Origin of the sequence: Candidatus Planktophila lacus (genome assembly GCF_002288325.1) — a bacterium.
Classification (GTDB): Bacteria; Actinomycetota; Actinomycetes; order Nanopelagicales; family Nanopelagicaceae; genus Planktophila; species Planktophila lacus.
The window spans coordinates 1,260,575-1,275,167 of record NZ_CP016780.1 but is presented as its reverse complement, the minus strand read 5'-3'; the positions used below and the strand labels follow the sequence as shown (position 1 = coordinate 1,275,167).

At 49.1% G+C, this 14,593-nt stretch carries 16 protein-coding genes and 3 tRNA genes; 14 read left to right on the top strand and 5 right to left on the bottom strand.

What is annotated here, in order from left to right; genetic code table 11:
* Nucleotide 1: 1 nt before the first annotated feature.
* The 14 genes from purD (at nucleotide 2) to A1sIIB106_RS06435 (ending at nucleotide 12,165) form a co-directional block, all read left to right on the top strand.
* The gene (gene purD / locus A1sIIB106_RS06500; protein WP_095677736.1) at nucleotides 2-1,246 is read left to right on the top strand and encodes a phosphoribosylamine--glycine ligase; all 1,245 of its coding nucleotides are present in this window, start codon (nucleotides 2-4) and stop codon (nucleotides 1,244-1,246) included.
* A complete protein-coding gene (purB, locus tag A1sIIB106_RS06495; RefSeq protein ID WP_095677735.1) occupies nucleotides 1,247-2,668 on the top strand; it encodes an adenylosuccinate lyase in 1,422 nt (473 codons plus the stop codon).
* The gene (locus tag A1sIIB106_RS06490) at nucleotides 2,665-3,546 is read left to right on the top strand and encodes a phosphoribosylaminoimidazolesuccinocarboxamide synthase (protein WP_095677734.1); all 882 of its coding nucleotides are present in this window, start codon (nucleotides 2,665-2,667) and stop codon (nucleotides 3,544-3,546) included. The genes purB and A1sIIB106_RS06490 overlap by 4 nt, the downstream gene beginning before the upstream one ends.
* 24 nt (nucleotides 3,547-3,570) lie before the next feature.
* The gene (gene purS / locus A1sIIB106_RS06485) at nucleotides 3,571-3,816 is read left to right on the top strand and encodes a phosphoribosylformylglycinamidine synthase subunit PurS (RefSeq protein WP_095671662.1); all 246 of its coding nucleotides are present in this window, start codon (nucleotides 3,571-3,573) and stop codon (nucleotides 3,814-3,816) included.
* Complete coding sequence (gene purQ / locus A1sIIB106_RS06480; RefSeq protein ID WP_095677733.1) at nucleotides 3,817-4,485, top strand: phosphoribosylformylglycinamidine synthase subunit PurQ; 669 nt, start codon at nucleotides 3,817-3,819, stop codon at nucleotides 4,483-4,485.
* Nucleotides 4,486-6,717, top strand: coding sequence for a phosphoribosylformylglycinamidine synthase subunit PurL (gene purL / locus A1sIIB106_RS06475; RefSeq protein WP_095677732.1), 2,232 nt, complete (start codon nucleotides 4,486-4,488; stop codon nucleotides 6,715-6,717).
* Nucleotides 6,718-6,720: 3 nt separating this feature from the next.
* The gene (locus A1sIIB106_RS06470) at nucleotides 6,721-7,017 is read left to right on the top strand and encodes a sterol carrier family protein (RefSeq protein ID WP_095677731.1); all 297 of its coding nucleotides are present in this window, start codon (nucleotides 6,721-6,723) and stop codon (nucleotides 7,015-7,017) included.
* Nucleotides 7,014-8,501, top strand: coding sequence for an amidophosphoribosyltransferase (purF, locus tag A1sIIB106_RS06465; protein WP_095677730.1), 1,488 nt, complete (start codon nucleotides 7,014-7,016; stop codon nucleotides 8,499-8,501). Before A1sIIB106_RS06470 ends, purF begins: the two co-directional genes overlap by 4 nt.
* Nucleotides 8,488-9,543 carry a phosphoribosylformylglycinamidine cyclo-ligase gene (gene purM / locus A1sIIB106_RS06460; RefSeq protein ID WP_095677729.1) on the top strand — a complete coding sequence of 352 codons (1,056 nt, stop codon included), beginning with the start codon at nucleotides 8,488-8,490 and terminating at the stop codon, nucleotides 9,541-9,543. Before purF ends, purM begins: the two co-directional genes overlap by 14 nt.
* A gap of 44 nt (nucleotides 9,544-9,587) precedes the next feature.
* Nucleotides 9,588-9,764: a DUF3073 domain-containing protein gene (locus tag A1sIIB106_RS06455; RefSeq protein ID WP_095671656.1), complete on the top strand. Its 177-nt coding sequence runs from the start codon at nucleotides 9,588-9,590 to the stop codon at nucleotides 9,762-9,764.
* A gap of 24 nt (nucleotides 9,765-9,788) precedes the next feature.
* Entirely contained in the window at nucleotides 9,789-10,607 is an 819-nt protein-coding gene (locus tag A1sIIB106_RS06450) for a DUF8083 family protein (RefSeq protein WP_095677728.1), read from the top strand.
* A gap of 110 nt (nucleotides 10,608-10,717) precedes the next feature.
* Nucleotides 10,718-10,918 carry a BldC family transcriptional regulator gene (locus tag A1sIIB106_RS06445; protein WP_095671654.1) on the top strand — a complete coding sequence of 67 codons (201 nt, stop codon included), beginning with the start codon at nucleotides 10,718-10,720 and terminating at the stop codon, nucleotides 10,916-10,918.
* A gap of 8 nt (nucleotides 10,919-10,926) precedes the next feature.
* Complete coding sequence (locus A1sIIB106_RS06440) at nucleotides 10,927-11,967, top strand: MraY family glycosyltransferase (RefSeq protein ID WP_095677727.1); 1,041 nt, start codon at nucleotides 10,927-10,929, stop codon at nucleotides 11,965-11,967.
* A 9-nt stretch (nucleotides 11,968-11,976) separates the two neighbouring features.
* Nucleotides 11,977-12,165 carry a DUF5302 family protein gene (locus A1sIIB106_RS06435; protein WP_095677726.1) on the top strand — a complete coding sequence of 63 codons (189 nt, stop codon included), beginning with the start codon at nucleotides 11,977-11,979 and terminating at the stop codon, nucleotides 12,163-12,165.
* A 40-nt stretch (nucleotides 12,166-12,205) separates the two neighbouring features.
* Here the strand turns inward: A1sIIB106_RS06435 and A1sIIB106_RS06430 are convergent.
* The 5 genes from A1sIIB106_RS06430 to A1sIIB106_RS06410 all read right to left on the bottom strand — a co-directional run bounded on the left by A1sIIB106_RS06430 (nucleotide 12,206) and on the right by A1sIIB106_RS06410 (nucleotide 14,587).
* A tRNA-Phe gene (locus tag A1sIIB106_RS06430) sits at nucleotides 12,206-12,279 on the bottom strand.
* A gap of 71 nt (nucleotides 12,280-12,350) precedes the next feature.
* A tRNA-Asp gene (locus A1sIIB106_RS06425) sits at nucleotides 12,351-12,424 on the bottom strand.
* A gap of 72 nt (nucleotides 12,425-12,496) precedes the next feature.
* Nucleotides 12,497-12,569: transfer RNA gene (locus tag A1sIIB106_RS06420), tRNA-Glu, on the bottom strand.
* Nucleotides 12,570-12,669: 100 nt separating this feature from the next.
* Nucleotides 12,670-13,395, bottom strand: a complete 726-nt coding sequence (locus A1sIIB106_RS06415) for an SIMPL domain-containing protein (protein WP_095677725.1) — start codon at nucleotides 13,393-13,395, stop codon at nucleotides 12,670-12,672.
* 61 nt (nucleotides 13,396-13,456) lie between these two features.
* Nucleotides 13,457-14,587 (bottom strand): glycosyltransferase, encoded by a 1,131-nt coding sequence (locus A1sIIB106_RS06410; protein WP_095677890.1) that lies wholly within the window; start codon nucleotides 14,585-14,587, stop codon nucleotides 13,457-13,459.
* Nucleotides 14,588-14,593: the final 6 nt, after the last annotated feature.

Sequence of the window (14,593 nt, the reverse complement as noted above, 5' to 3'; positions counted from 1 at the left end):
CATGAAAATCCTCCTAGTCGGAAGCGGCGGTCGTGAACACGCACTCGCACTAGGGTTACAAGCAGATCCGAGTTGTACTGAACTTCATTGCGCACCTGGAAATCCAGGTATCGCAGAAATTGCAACGCTCCATCCAATTCCAATTACCGATAACAGCGCAATCGTTGAACTCGCTAAGAAATTAGCCGTTGATCTAGTTGTAATTGGCCCGGAAGTTCCGCTTGTAAATGGCGTAGCCGATGAGCTGCGGGCAGCGGGTTTGGCTGTCTTTGGCCCATCAAAAGCGGCTGCACAACTCGAAGGATCGAAGAATTTTGCAAAAGGCGTCATGCGCGATGCGGGCGTTCCAACAGCGCGCAGTTTTACCTGCGAAACTCAAGCAGAGATTGAAAACGCGCTCGATGCTTTCGGCGCACCTTACGTTGTTAAAGATGATGGTCTTGCCGCAGGCAAAGGCGTTGTCGTTACAGATGATCGCGCCAAAGCTTTAGAACATGCCCTTGCTTGTAAGCGCGTTGTAATTGAAGAATTTCTAAATGGTCCAGAGATTTCATTATTTGGAATTTCAGATGGGCGCAATGTTCTGCCGATGCAACCGGCACAAGATTTCAAGCGCGCCTACGATCGCGATGAAGGTCCAAATACCGGTGGCATGGGCGCGTATTCACCGCTTCCTTGGGCACCCGATGACATCATGGAAGAGACTTACGAAAAAGTCTTGGCGCCGGTAATCGCCGAAATGGCAGCGCGCGGTACACCATTTGTTGGACTCCTCTATGCAGGCTTAGCTTTAACTGATCACGGGTTACGAGTTATCGAATTCAATGCGCGCTTTGGAGATCCCGAAACTCAAGTTTTGATTCCACGACTTGCAACACCGCTTGCACAATTGTTATACAAAGCAGCGACTGATTCACTTGATGATGTTGCACTTTCTTGGCGCGATGAAAGCGCGGTAACAGTTGTGCTTGCAGCGCAGGGATATCCCGAATCACCAAAGACCAAGGGCGCAATTACAAATATTCCAGCAATTTCAAAGACGCAGATTTTTCATGCTGGTACTTCACTTAACGGCGTTGGCTTAGTTTCTAGTGGAGGTCGCGTTTTAACAGTGACTGGTTTGGGCACGGATTTAACTGAGGCCCGCGATCGCGCATACCGCGCAATCTCACAGATTGAACTTGAAGGCTCTTTCTATCGCAGCGATATCGCTTTCAATGCGTCGGTCGCCGAGAAGGGCAATTAAATGGGGGAGAATAAGCCAGTGAGCGTCCTTGCTGATCGTTATGCATCAACTGCAATGCGCGCCATCTTCGCACCTGAAGAGAAGATCATCGCCGAGCGCCGTTTATGGCTTGCTGTGGCCCGTGTGCAAAACAAACTTGGCCATGCAATTTCAGATGCAGTCATCGCCGATTACGAAAAGGTAATCAATAAAGTTGATTTGGCTTCTATCGATGCTCGCGAAAAGCAGACTCGTCACGATGTGAAAGCGCGCATCGAAGAGTTCAACGCACTAGCTGGCCACGAAGCAATTCACGCCGGTATGACCAGCCGTGACTTAACTGAAAATATCGAAGCACTCCAAATCAAAAACGGTTTAGCGATTGTCCATGACAAAGTTGTTGCAGTTCTTGCACAACTAGCCGATAAGGCAGCACAGTATTCCGATCAGGCAATTGCCGGCCGTTCTCACAATGTGCCAGCGCAGATCACAACGCTCGGAAAGCGTTTTGCATCTGCTGCTGAAGAGCTGCTCTTTGCTTACGAACGTTTAGCATCACTGCAAGATCGCTATCCAATGCGCGGTATCAAGGGCCCAGTTGGAACTTCACAAGATTCAATTGACCTGCTTGGTTCATCGAAAGCGCATCACAGCCTGGAACTAGAGATCGCTAACGAACTTGGTTTCAATCGCGTACTTGATTCAACCGGTCAGATCTATCCACGTTCTTTTGATTACGATGTTGTGACAACTCTTGTACAACTCGCTGCTAGTCCATCTTCGCTTGCGACTTCAATCCGCTTGATGGCTGGTGCCGAACTTGTCACTGAAGGATTTAAAGCCGGACAAGTTGGTTCATCTGCGATGCCGCACAAGATGAACACGCGCTCTTGCGAACGTATCAATGGCTTAAGCGTGATCTTGCGCGGATATGCATCGATGGTTTCAGAACTTGCCGGCGATCAATGGAACGAAGGCGATGTCTCTTGCAGCGTGGTTCGTCGCGTTGCCTTGCCAGATGCGTTCTACGCCATCGATGGTTTGCTTGAAACAACGCTCACTGTTCTTAGCGAATTCGGCGCTTTCCCTGCAGTAATCGCTGCCGAACTCGATCGTTACCTACCTTTCTTAGCGACAACCAAGATCTTGATGGCTTCAGTTAAAGCTGGAGTTGGTCGCGAAGTAGCGCATGAAGTTATTAAGGAGCACGCTGTAAAAGCGGCTTTGTTAATGCGCGCAGGTAAGGCAAACACACTTCTTGATGCACTCGCTTCAGATGAGCGCTTACCGCTTGATCGCGCCGCCCTTGATGCGCTGATTAGCCAACCAATTGAATTTACTGGCGATGCTCGCCAACAAATTGCTCGAGTTGTAGATCGCATCGATGCGATTACATCCGCGCACCCTGCCGCAGCGCAGTACAAACCGCACTCGATCCGGTGAGCGGCTTCGGCGTAGCTGGCGCACCGCCAGCACCAACTATCAACGGTTGGCAACACCTACGCACAGGAAAAGTACGCGATCTATATAAGAACGACTCCGATGAAATTTTATTAGTTGCATCTGATCGCATCTCGGCATTCGATTGGGTATTGCCGACCACAATTCCAAATAAAGGCGCGATCCTTACTCAACTTTCGCTCTTTTGGTTTGAACTCCTTGAAGATATTGTCCCAAACCACATCATCAGAGATGATGTTCCAGATCAAGTTGCAGACCGCGCAGTAATTGTTAAGCCACTAGATATGTTTGAGATTGAATGTGTAGCGCGAGGTTATCTAACTGGAAGTGGCTTGGCTGAATACAAATCCAACCAAGCGGTTTGCGGAAACGCGCTGCCGGCAGGGCTAGTTGATGGATCCGAACTTCCAAACAGTATTTTCACGCCCGCAACGAAGGCAGAAATCGGCGATCACGATATAAATATTGACTTCGACCAAGCGGCACAGATTGTTGGTGCAGATGATGCCGCCGAACTTCGCAACTTAACTCTTTCGCTCTATGAAACAGCGGCCGACTTTGCGCGCAGCCGCGGCATCATTCTGGCTGATACCAAATTCGAATTCGGCCGCGATGCTAAGGGTGTAATAACCCTTGGAGATGAGGCGCTAACGCCTGATTCATCAAGGTTCTGGGAGTTATCAACCTGGCAGCCGGGTAGCGCACGGGGTTCATTTGATAAACAATTCGTTAGAGATTTCCTTACTCAAAGCGGCTGGGATAAGAAGAGCCCACCACCAGAATTGCCGGCAGAAATCGTCGAGAAAACTGCTGCGCGATATGAAGAAGCGTATTTCCGTATTACCGGCAGCAAGTTCTAATCCAAGTTCCAAAAGGAGATAAAGATGGCGAAGATCGTGGTTGATGTAATGCTTAAGCCAGAAATCCTCGACCCACAGGGCGTGGCCGTATCTGCTGCACTTCCTCGTCTGGGATTTAACTTTGCCAAGAGCGTGCGCCAAGGAAAGCGCTTTGAGATTGAAGTAGATGGCGAACCAACACCTGCGCAGCTTGCTGAAGTTGAAAAAGCCGCTGAAACACTCCTTGCAAACCCAGTTATCGAAACTTTCACGGTAAGAGTTGAGAAGTAAATGAAAGTTGGCGTTGTAACTTTTCCTGGCACGCTAGATGATCGCGATGCTGCGCGCGCGGCAACACATGCTGGCACAACTGCGGTTTCGCTCTGGCACGGAGATGCTGATCTCAAAGGTGTAGATGCGGTCATCTTGCCCGGCGGATTTTCTTATGGTGATTACCTGCGCTGTGGTGCAATCTCACGTTTTGCGCCAGTGATGGAAAAAATCATTGATGCTGCAAATGGCGGTATGCCGCTACTTGGAATCTGTAATGGTTTCCAAGTCTTATGCGAAGCGCATTTGCTTCCAGGTGCGTTGACTCGCAACCACGAGCTTCACTTCTTATGTCGTGATCAGAAGTTAGAGATCACAAATAACACCACTGCTTGGACATCTTCTTACCAAGTTGGGCAAGAGATTGTGATCCCGCTAAAAAACGGTGAAGGCTCCTTCCAATGTGATGATGCAACGCTGGCCAAACTTGAAGGCGAAGGCCGCATCATTGCGCGCTATGTAGGTGAAAATCCCAATGGTTCACGCAATAAAATCGCCGGGATTACTAATGAACGCGGCAACGTGGTTGGCCTAATGCCACACCCAGAACACGCGATAGACACGTTAACCGGCCCAACCGCAGATGGTCTTGGCTTCTTTACCTCAGTACTAAGCGCGATGGTGAAGTAAATGGCTCTCGATACCGTCGCGATTGCAACTGCAAACCCTGGAACATCACAACCTTTTGCCGAACTCGGTTTAAAGCCCGATGAATACGCACGCATCAAAGAGATTTTGGGACGTCGTCCAACATCTTCTGAGCTCGCGATGTATTCAGTTATGTGGTCTGAGCACTGTTCTTATAAATCATCGAAAGTTCACTTAAAGCAATTTGGTGACAAGGCAGTTAAGACCGATGCGTTGCTAGTTGGTATCGGTGAAAATGCGGGCGTTGTCGATGTTGGCCAGGGATATGCCGTTACTTTTAAAATCGAATCACATAACCACCCATCTTTTATTGAGCCGTATCAAGGCGCTGCAACCGGCGTCGGTGGAATCGTTCGCGATATTTTGACGATGGGTGCGCGCCCAATTGCAGTTATGGATCCGCTTCGTTTTGGACCGGCAGATCATCCAGATACGCGCCGCGTCTTGCCAGGTGTAATCGCTGGCGTTGGTGGTTATGGAAACTGTTTAGGTCTGCCAAATATTGGTGGCGAAGTTGTCTTTGATCAGACTTACTTAGGTAACCCACTTGTTAACGCGCTCTGCGTTGGCGTTATGAAACATAGCGATATCAAACTTGCTAAAGCTGCGGGTGCCGGAAATCTAGTTGTTTTATATGGCGCAAAAACTGGTGGCGATGGAATCGGTGGCGTATCCGTCCTTGCATCGGAAACATTTGAATCAACCGGTCCTGCAAAGCGTCCAGCGGTTCAAGTTGGCGATCCATTTGTAGAAAAAGTTTTAATTGAATGTTCGCTAGAAATTTTCGCCGAAGATTTAGTTGTAGGCATCCAAGACCTTGGCGGGGCAGGCTTATCTTGCGCCACCAGCGAGCTCGCCTCAGGCGGCAGCGGTGGCATGAAGGTCGAACTCGATCGCGTTCCGTTGCGCGATGCCACGCTTTCACCTGAAGAAATCTTGATGTCTGAATCACAAGAACGCATGTGCGCAATTGTCGAGCCAAAGCACATCGCGCGCTTCCTGGAAATCTGCAAGAAATGGGATGTCACAGTCACTGTTATTGGTGAAGTTACTGATGGAGATCGCCTAGAAATTACCTGGCATGGCGATTTAATCGTTGATGTTCCACCTCGCACAGTGGCGCACGATGGACCGGTTTATAACCGCCCCCTTGCCAAGCCTGATTACATCGATCGCGTTAACGCAGAAATTATTGATGTGGCACTTCCAAGCAGTGCAGATGAAATCAAAGCAGCAGTTTTGAAGCTGGCTGCAACGCCAAACTTGGCAGATAAATCTTGGGTGACATCACAATACGATCGCTATGTTCAGGGAAACACTATTCAATCTCAACCTGATGATTCTGGAATGGTACGCATTGATGAGAAGACACATCTTGGTGTTGCGGTTGCTACAGATGCCAACGCAAACTGGTCTTACCTAAATCCTTACGAAGGTGCGAAGTTGGCACTTGCCGAAGCTGCGCGCAATATTGCAACTGCTGGCGCTAAGCCACTTGCGGTTACTAACTGCCTTAACTTTGGCTCTCCAGAAGATCCAGGTGTGATGTGGCAATTCGCTGAATCTGTTCGCGGATTAGCTGATGGATGTTTAGAGATGGGGCTGCCTGTAACAGGTGGAAACGTTTCTTTCTATAACCAAACTGGTGCAGTTGCTATCTTGCCTACGCCGGTGATTGGCGTGCTTGGCGTTATTGATGATGTGCGCACCCGCACACCAATGAGTTTTGATAAAGCAGGGCTTGATCTTTATCTACTTGGTGAAACCAACGCAGATATCGCCGGCAGCGAATGGGCAAACATCCATGGGCAGCACGGAGGATCTGCGCCAATCGCTGATTTACAGCGTGAAATGCGCCTTATTGAGGTGCTGGTTGCTGGGCGTACCGAGAAGATCTTCGCCGCCGCACATGATTTAAGCCAAGGTGGTTTATCAGCAACGCTTACTGAAATGGTCTTGCGCCATAACGTAGGTGCAAAGGTAACTTTGGAAAACGTCGGCGTTGCACTAATCAGTGAGACTCCAGGTCGTGTTGTTGTTGCAGTTGATCCAAGCCAGGCTTCGTCACTTACCGTACTTGCAAGTGAGCACTCAATTGCGATTACCAAGATCGGATCAACCGGGGGAGATGCGTTGGAGATAAATAACGCCAAGATTTCTCTTGCTGAACTCCGTAAGGCACACACTGAAACTTTCCCAAAGTTGTTTGGATAAAAGATGCGCGATCCTAAAATTCTCGAAGCGGTTAAAGCAAGCCTGGCGCTCTTAACCGAACGCGCTCCGGGTCGCGCAATCGAAGTTCGTATTCCGCCGTATGCCGCGGTGCAGTGCGGAGACGGTCCAACTCATACACGTGGCACGCCACCTAATGTGATCGAGATGAACGCCGAAACTTGGTTGGCACTAGCAAGCGGTGAGCGCAGTTGGGCAGATGCCATGTCTGCTGGTTTGATTAGCGCATCCGGTGTTCGCGCAGATTTAACTGAACTATTACCGTTGGAGGTGAAGTCGTGACACGTCGCCCTGATGGTCTGCTCAATCACAACGTTTTAGATGACGATAAAGCTCCACAAGATGCTTGCGGAGTATTTGGCGTTTGGGCACCTAGCGAAGAAGTTGCCAAGTTAACTTTCTACGGACTTTATGCCTTGCAACATCGCGGACAAGAATCTGCAGGTATCGCAGCATCTGATGGCGAACGCATTTTGATTTACAAAGATATGGGTCTGGTATCGCAGGTCTTTACTGAAACAGATTTGGCATCACTTACTGGCGATCTGGCAATTGGCCACTGTCGTTATAGCACCACCGGATCAAGCACTTGGGTTAACGCTCAACCAACGCTAAGACCCACTAAATACGGCACTTTGGCGTTAGCCCACAACGGCAATCTCACCAACACTGGCGATCTCGCCGAAATGGTGCAGAAGCTCGAAGGCGAGAACGCCAAAACCGGACGCGGTGCCACAACTGATACCGAGATCATGACTGCGTTGATTGGTTTGCAGGATGAGAAGAACGTTGAAGCAAGTGCAATTGCTGTGCTGCCAAAGCTAGAAGGCGCTTTCTCGCTTGTCTTTATGGATGAAAAAACTTTATACGCCGCACGCGATCGTCATGGCGTTCGCCCACTCGTAATCGGAAAACTCGAACGCGGCTGGGTTGTTGCCTCTGAAACCGCAGCGCTAGATATTGTTGGCGCAGCGTTTGTTCGCGAAGTTGAACCAGGTGAGTTCTTAGCAATTAACGAAGATGGAATTCGCTCGCAGATGTGGGCAACACCAGATCCCAAAGGCTGCATCTTTGAATATGTTTATTTAGCACGCCCAGATACTTCAATTGCGGGCCAAGGCGTTCATGCAACTCGCGTGAAGATCGGAAAGCGCTTAGCAATCGAAGCGCCAGTTGAAGCAGATTTAGTTATTCCAGTTCCTGAATCCGGAACGCCAGCTGCGATTGGTTACGCGCAACAATCAGGAATTCCATATGGCCTTGGCTTAGTTAAGAACTCATATGTTGGTCGCACCTTTATTCAGCCATCACAAACCATTCGCCAACTTGGTATTCGCCTTAAGTTGAATCCACTTCGCGAAATAATTGAGGGCAAACGTATTGTCGTTGTTGATGATTCGATTGTTCGCGGAAACACCCAACGCGCAATTGTGCGGATGCTGCGTGAAGCGGGTGCTCTCGAAATTCACGTGCGCATCTCTAGCCCGCCAGTTGAATGGCCTTGTTATTACGGAATCGACTTTGCATCCCGTGCCGAATTAATTGCAAGCGGCCTAGAAATCGAAGAGATCCGCCGCTCGATCGGCTCAGATTCACTTAGTTATGTGTCGATGGAAGGACTGATTGCCGCTACAACGATCGATGAAAACAAGCTCTGCACCGCATGTTTTACCGGCAAATACCCGATCGCAGTACCTGCCGATATGTCCGAAGGAAAGATGCGTCTTGAAGTTACAGAGGTGGTGAAAAACCATGAGCACATATAAAGATTCAGGCGTCGATATCGATGCTGGAGATCGCGCCGTTGAATTGATGAAAGCTTCAATCGCTAAAGCGACTCGTGCAGAAGTGCAAGGTGGCATTGGGGGATTCGCTGGTTTATTCGATGCCAGCGCGCTAAAGAGCTACAAGAAACCACTTCTTGCAACTTCAACTGATGGCGTCGGAACTAAGACTGAGATTGCCCGATTGATGGGTAAGTACGACACCATCGGCGAAGATCTAGTTGCGATGGTTGTCGATGATCTAGTTGTTTGTGGTGCAGAACCACTCTTCATGACTGATTACATTGCAGTTGGCAAAGTGATCCCGGAACGCATCGCTGAAATTGTTGGCGGAATTGCACGCGGTTGTATTAAAGCCAATACCGCGTTGATCGGTGGCGAAACTGCCGAACACCCAGGTCTACTTAAAGAAGATGAATTTGATATCGCTGGCGCTGCAACTGGCGTAGTTGATGCCGATAAGCAACTCGGTTCACATCGTGTTAAAGCAGGAGATGCAATCATTGCGATGCCAGCAAGTGGTTTCCATGCCAATGGATATTCACTTGTGCGCCATATCCTGGCCACACAGAAACTGGATCTCAATAAAACTTATGAAGGTTTAACAAAATCGCTTGGTGAAATACTTCTTACGCCAACCGAGATTTACACCCTTGATTGTTTAGCGTTGATCAAAGCGCAGCAAGAAAACCTTCGCACTTTTTCTCACATTACCGGCGGCGGCTTAGCCGATAACACTGCGCGCGTTATTCCAGATGGTTTGATTGCAAAGTACGACCGCAGTACTTGGGCACTTCCTGCCGAAATGGATTTCATGGCAAAAATCGCCGAAGTTCCACAGCCCGATCTCGAACGCACCTGGAACGCTGGCATCGGTATGGTCGCCATCGTCGATCCAAAGATCGCCGACCTGACCATCCGTTCACTGGCCGCCCGGGGCATGAAAGCCTGGGTGGCAGGCTCAATTCACGCTCAAAACGGCCCCGGTGCCGCTGCTTTGGAAGGTAACTACAGGACGCGATAACCTTCGCGTCTTGACGAATTTCACTTTGGTAAGGAGGTCGCCCTATGGGTCGCGGCCGTGCAAAAGCTAAACAGACAAAAGTCGCCAGAGATCTCAAGTACAACTCTCAGGAGATGGACCTCGATCGTCTTGCGAAAGAACTCCATGGCGAAGATCCTGCAAATAAATCTCGCGATGACGAAGATCCCTTTGCTGAAGGAAATTATATTCCGCGTGCTTAATTTCTCGCGGGTAAAGTAAAAGCCTTGAGACCAACTCCGTACGTAGCATCGCTTCGAATCTACGAACCACTTTCCGCATTTGAACCGGCCGATCGTCTGCGCTGGCAAGACTTAGTTGCAGATGAAAATTCAACTCGTAATGAACAAAAGTTGGCGCTGCGCCGTTTAGTTTTTCCAGAACCACCAGCCGGTCGCCCCGATGGCGCACATATTTTAGATATCGATGGCGTTCGTTATGTATCTCCCTGGTCGACGGCAACTCGTTGTTGGGCAGCACTCGATGATTTCAAAGATTCACTTCCATCCTCTGTCACACCATTTTTCTTGCCGCAGAATTTAGAGGATGTAATCACCGCTGGTGTTGATCTGATGGAAGATCGCGTTCCGCATATCATCACCGAAAATTGGCTTATTCCTCCACGCTGGTTCTCGATGTTTATGCCAGAAGAACGTGCGCGCGGTGTTGATCAAGATGGACCTTTCTGCATTATGCGCGCCAAGCTTTCTGATGCGATTGCTCGTACCCAAGTTGCCCACCAAACAGTCTTGGGCGCATTTGGCGAAGGATCAGTAGAAGCGGAGATCGAACATTTACTGGAATGGCTTGAGATGTTCCATCAACAATCACTCGTTGAACTCGATTACGGCGGGCTAGCTGGGTATCTCGATCTCGGAATGAAATTAGCGGGAGAAGAAACCGGAATCGAAGCAGATACTTCAGTTGAAGATGTCTTGCATTCACTCTCTGGCCTAGCCGCAGGCGATGGACAGATGGCTGGTCAGGGCTACGAGCGTTTAGTCACGCGCTGGCGCATGGTTCAAGGCTTCGAATCAGCTATCTAGCCGCACTTGCTGGCTATTGCTATTTACGCTCACTTTGGCGGATACTTCCGACACTCGTTACAAATCGGACATCGCAATCGCGTTGCCTGAGCTGATGGAAAAGGTGCGTTATGAATCGTCTGCCTGATGCAGAAATCTTGCTCACCCCACGCGAAGTAGCTGAACTATTCGGCGTTGATCCAAAGACTGTTACACGTTGGGCGAAAGCCGGCAAGTTAACTTCGATCCGCACACTCGGTGGCCATCGCAGATTCCGTAAATCAGAAGTTGATGATCTTCGTAATAACTATTTTAAGAGTGAAGATAAGTAACTAACCAGATGGAATATTCAGTTTCGCAATTCCTTTTACTTGGCGCGCTCACATTTATCTTTGTTGGAGCAATTACGCCGCTGATGCGCAAGATCGCAATTAGCGTTGGCGCAGTTGATGCACCCAACTTGGCACGTAAATCTCAGAAGGAGCCAGTTCCCTATTTAGGTGGCGTTGCAATCGCGATTGGCGTTGTCGGAGCTTCTTACGGATCACTGCTTGCAGTCGATTTCTCAATGGAGACATTTCGCTTAGCAAGTTTTGTTTTAGTTCCAGCGATGGCAATTTCGCTGATGGGTTTGATTGATGACCTAAAAGGTCTTGAACCATGGCCGCGCTTAATTGCACAAACAGCAACTGGTGTAATCGTTGCGGTAATCCTGACATCAACCGACACCATGGGCGTCGCCTTTAACAACACCTTTTTAAACTACGCAGTCTCAGTTCTCTGGATCGTCGGTGTCTGTAATTCCATTAACTTCTTCGACAATCTTGACGGTGGAGCTGCCGGCACAGTTGCAGTTATTACCTTCTTCTTATTCTTTATCGCCTATGACCGCCAACAGATCTTGGTTAGCGCACTCGCAATCGTGACCATGGGCGCAACAGCAGGATTCCTTATGTGGAACCGCGCTCCCGCCAAGATCTATATGGGCGATGCCGGAGCGCTCTTTCTAGGCATCATCATCTCGGTATTAACTATTCGCTTAAGCCCAGGCGTTGTTCCGCAAGTTAAATCTTTTGCGATTCCATTGTCTTTGATGGCCGTTCCGATTCTGGATACAACGGTTGCTGTTACGTCACGTATCTATCGCGGTATTTCACCGTTTCAAGGTGGCACCGATCACCTTTCACATCGCTTGATGCGCGCTGGCTTACAACGCCGCGCGACTGCATTTACTTTGTGGGGCTTCGCAGCGTTCTACGGCGCAATCGCACTCGCGATCTATACCTGGCCAGATACCTGGGGCTATCAGTTAATGGCGATTGGTGGCGTTGCTTGGCTCGTTAAATTGGTTTACTTCTTACGTATTCCATCTGAGGGGTAGACTGAAGACATGACTAACAACGACGATGTAAAGGCGAGAATGCTCGCTGCCCTTGAAGCAAAAAAAGGTAAGAAGGGCGCACCAGGAACACAGAACCATGCAGAAGGCGGTTCCAAGATTCGTGGTGGTCAACGCAGCGGCGGCGCCCCACAAGTTCAGCGCAAAGCAGGACCATCTGGTTCAGGATCTGCTGGTTAATTTTAAAATTAGCTAATTACTTAAGTGTTTAATGCTTGAGTGGCTCGGGACAGGATCGAACTGTCGACCTCACGATTTTCAGTCGCGCGCTCGTACCAACTGAGCTACCGAGCCAATATTTAATTGTGATTTCAATAGTTAAAAACCATTAAAAAAGATGAGAGTGTGTGGACACTCCCATCTCGCGACCCGGACGGGACTTGAACCCGCGACCTCCGCCGTGACAGGGCGGCGCGCTAACCAACTGCGCTACCGGGCCTTAAAGAATGAAAACATAAGTGGCTCTTATGTCACCTTAAAGCCGTTACTTCCAGATTTCTCTGGTCTTGCGTGCCCCCAACGGGATTCGAACCCGTGTTACCGCCGTGAAAGGGCGATGTCCTAGGCCCCTAGACGATGGGGACGTTTGAGGCTCGCAAATCGTACCCGTTAGAGGGGCGCTAACCCAAATTGGTTAAATGCCCCCGCAAAAGCGCGAATTACAGCGAGAAAAGGCGATGTATTTTAAAGAAGCGCCCACTGAATAGTGATTGAGACAGTTACATCCTGCTGACCTAAATCAACAACAGTCGCTTCTGAATCTGAAGCCTTTGCCATCGCGATTACTGGTGGATAGTTAACTGGGCTTGAGTTCTCAACTAAGTAATTAACGCGACCAAGTTTTGTATCGAGCAACTTCGCATAAGAAGCTGCCTTTGCCTTTGCATTCTTCACCGCATTTGCGCGCGCTGATTCTGTTGCCTTTGATGAATCGAGAACAAATGGAGTTACGCCTTGAATCTGCAAGTTATCTCCACCAGCTGCAACTACAGCATCTACAACTGCACCAGCGTTTTCAGCGTTCTTAATAGTTACGACAAAACCTTGTGATCCGCGGTAGCCGATTAGAACTGAACCTTTATCTTGGGTGTAGTTGTACTCGGGATAGACGCTGATGCTCTGGGTTGCGATATCTGCCTTAGCAATACCTGCAGCAGTTAAAGCAGCGCGAACAGCAGCTGCTGAAGTTGAGGTCTTTGCCAGCGCTTCTTTATTTGATCCTGCGACAACGCTTACATTCGCATTTAGGCGAACCGCATCTGGAGTGACCTTTACAGATCCATCAGAGTTAACGGTGACATAGCGAGTAGCAGTGGTTGCTGCCTCTGCGGGAAGTGAAGCTGCAATTCCCCCAACTAATGTCAGTGCGATTAGTGCGGCGGCTATTTTGCGAGTACGTGTAGTTATCATGGGATAAGTATCTCCTATTTAGTTATACGTGACTGTGGAGGTTCTGTGAAAAAGGTGTGATTTATAGCGAGCGATATAGATCTGAGTGGTCCTTGATCATGCGATCTAGCGAGAAATAGCGCTCGGCATGTGCTTTTCCTGCAGCGCCCATCATTTGGCGAAGTTGTGGGTCACGCACCAATTTCTCAATCGCATCAGCCATTTCTGTGGCAGTTGTTGAGGTGAGATAGCCCGTGCTCTCATTTATGACGATATCCGAGATCGAACCAACGTTTGTCGCAACAATTGGTAGACCAGCTTGTGCTGCTTGGATCAAAGTAAGTGGAATACCTTCATTATCTGAAGTCAGAATCGCGATATCACTTGACGCAAATATCTGATCGATATCACTGCGCCAGCCAAAGAAGGTCACATTTAATTGATCTTTCAGTGCGCGCTGCTTTGAACTCTCAAATAGTTCGCCTTCTCCGGCAACCAAGAAACGTAGATCAATTCCACGGAGCTTACATTCCGCGGCTACATCTAACAAACGATCGGGGCGTTTAATCTGCGTTAAGCGGCCAACGAAAGTGCAGTACAAGACTTCAGATGAAATACCTAGCGCGCTCTGCGCCGCTGCTTTAGAACCAGTCTTTGGCGCAGGCAAACCAGGGAAGAAGACTCGGTACTTATTGGCGCGCCCGATTCCGGCTGCCAATAAATCTTCTTTTACTTTGCTGCCAATTGCGATTAACACGCTAGTGCGCGCGGCAAAGAACTTCTCAATCAATATAACTAACTTAGTTAGCGCAGAACTGAAATACCCATGTAGTAAATGTCCATGGAATGTGTGAACTCGCACAGCTCCGCGACCAGCCAACAAAGATGCCAAGCGACCGAGCACTCCAGCCTTTGCAGTGTGGGTGTGGATTACATCTGGTTTGTATTTGCGGATTAGCGAAACCAAACCAAAGAAAGCTTTGAGATCTGCAATGAGTGAAACTGAACGCCCCAAACCTGCAATGCGCGTTGCCTTAATATCTTTGGCAACAGTGTCTAAATAATCTGCTTCATTCTCATCGCAGTACCCAGTGACCAAGATTTGCTCAAACTGGTTTTTATCTAGCCCGCGCATGAGTTCGGCCACGATCACGGCAGGACCACCCACATTCATGCGGGCGATTATCTGCATTACCTTTACCTGCGCGGCCATGTGGTT

Bases quoted from the DNA above. Each gene is read 5' to 3' on its own strand.
- purM (WP_095677729.1), top strand. From the start codon at position 8,488: ATGAGCACATATAAAGATTCAGGCGTCGATATCGATGCTGGAGATCGC.
- A1sIIB106_RS06470 (WP_095677731.1), top strand. From the start codon at position 6,721: ATGCGCGATCCTAAAATTCTCGAAGCGGTTAAAGCAAGCCTGGCGCTC.
- purQ (WP_095677733.1), top strand. From the start codon at position 3,817: ATGAAAGTTGGCGTTGTAACTTTTCCTGGCACGCTAGATGATCGCGAT.
- A1sIIB106_RS06415 (WP_095677725.1), bottom strand. From the start codon at position 13,395: ATGATAACTACACGTACTCGCAAAATAGCCGCCGCACTAATCGCACTG.
- A1sIIB106_RS06440 (WP_095677727.1), top strand. From the start codon at position 10,927: ATGGAATATTCAGTTTCGCAATTCCTTTTACTTGGCGCGCTCACATTT.
- purB (WP_095677735.1), top strand. From the start codon at position 1,247: ATGGGGGAGAATAAGCCAGTGAGCGTCCTTGCTGATCGTTATGCATCA.
- A1sIIB106_RS06445 (WP_095671654.1), top strand. From the start codon at position 10,718: ATGAATCGTCTGCCTGATGCAGAAATCTTGCTCACCCCACGCGAAGTA.
- purL (WP_095677732.1), top strand. From the start codon at position 4,486: ATGGCTCTCGATACCGTCGCGATTGCAACTGCAAACCCTGGAACATCA.
- A1sIIB106_RS06435 (WP_095677726.1), top strand. From the start codon at position 11,977: ATGACTAACAACGACGATGTAAAGGCGAGAATGCTCGCTGCCCTTGAA.
- A1sIIB106_RS06410 (WP_095677890.1), bottom strand. From the start codon at position 14,587: ATGGCCGCGCAGGTAAAGGTAATGCAGATAATCGCCCGCATGAATGTG.
- purD (WP_095677736.1), top strand. From the start codon at position 2: ATGAAAATCCTCCTAGTCGGAAGCGGCGGTCGTGAACACGCACTCGCA.
- purS (WP_095671662.1), top strand. From the start codon at position 3,571: ATGGCGAAGATCGTGGTTGATGTAATGCTTAAGCCAGAAATCCTCGAC.
- A1sIIB106_RS06455 (WP_095671656.1), top strand. From the start codon at position 9,588: ATGGGTCGCGGCCGTGCAAAAGCTAAACAGACAAAAGTCGCCAGAGAT.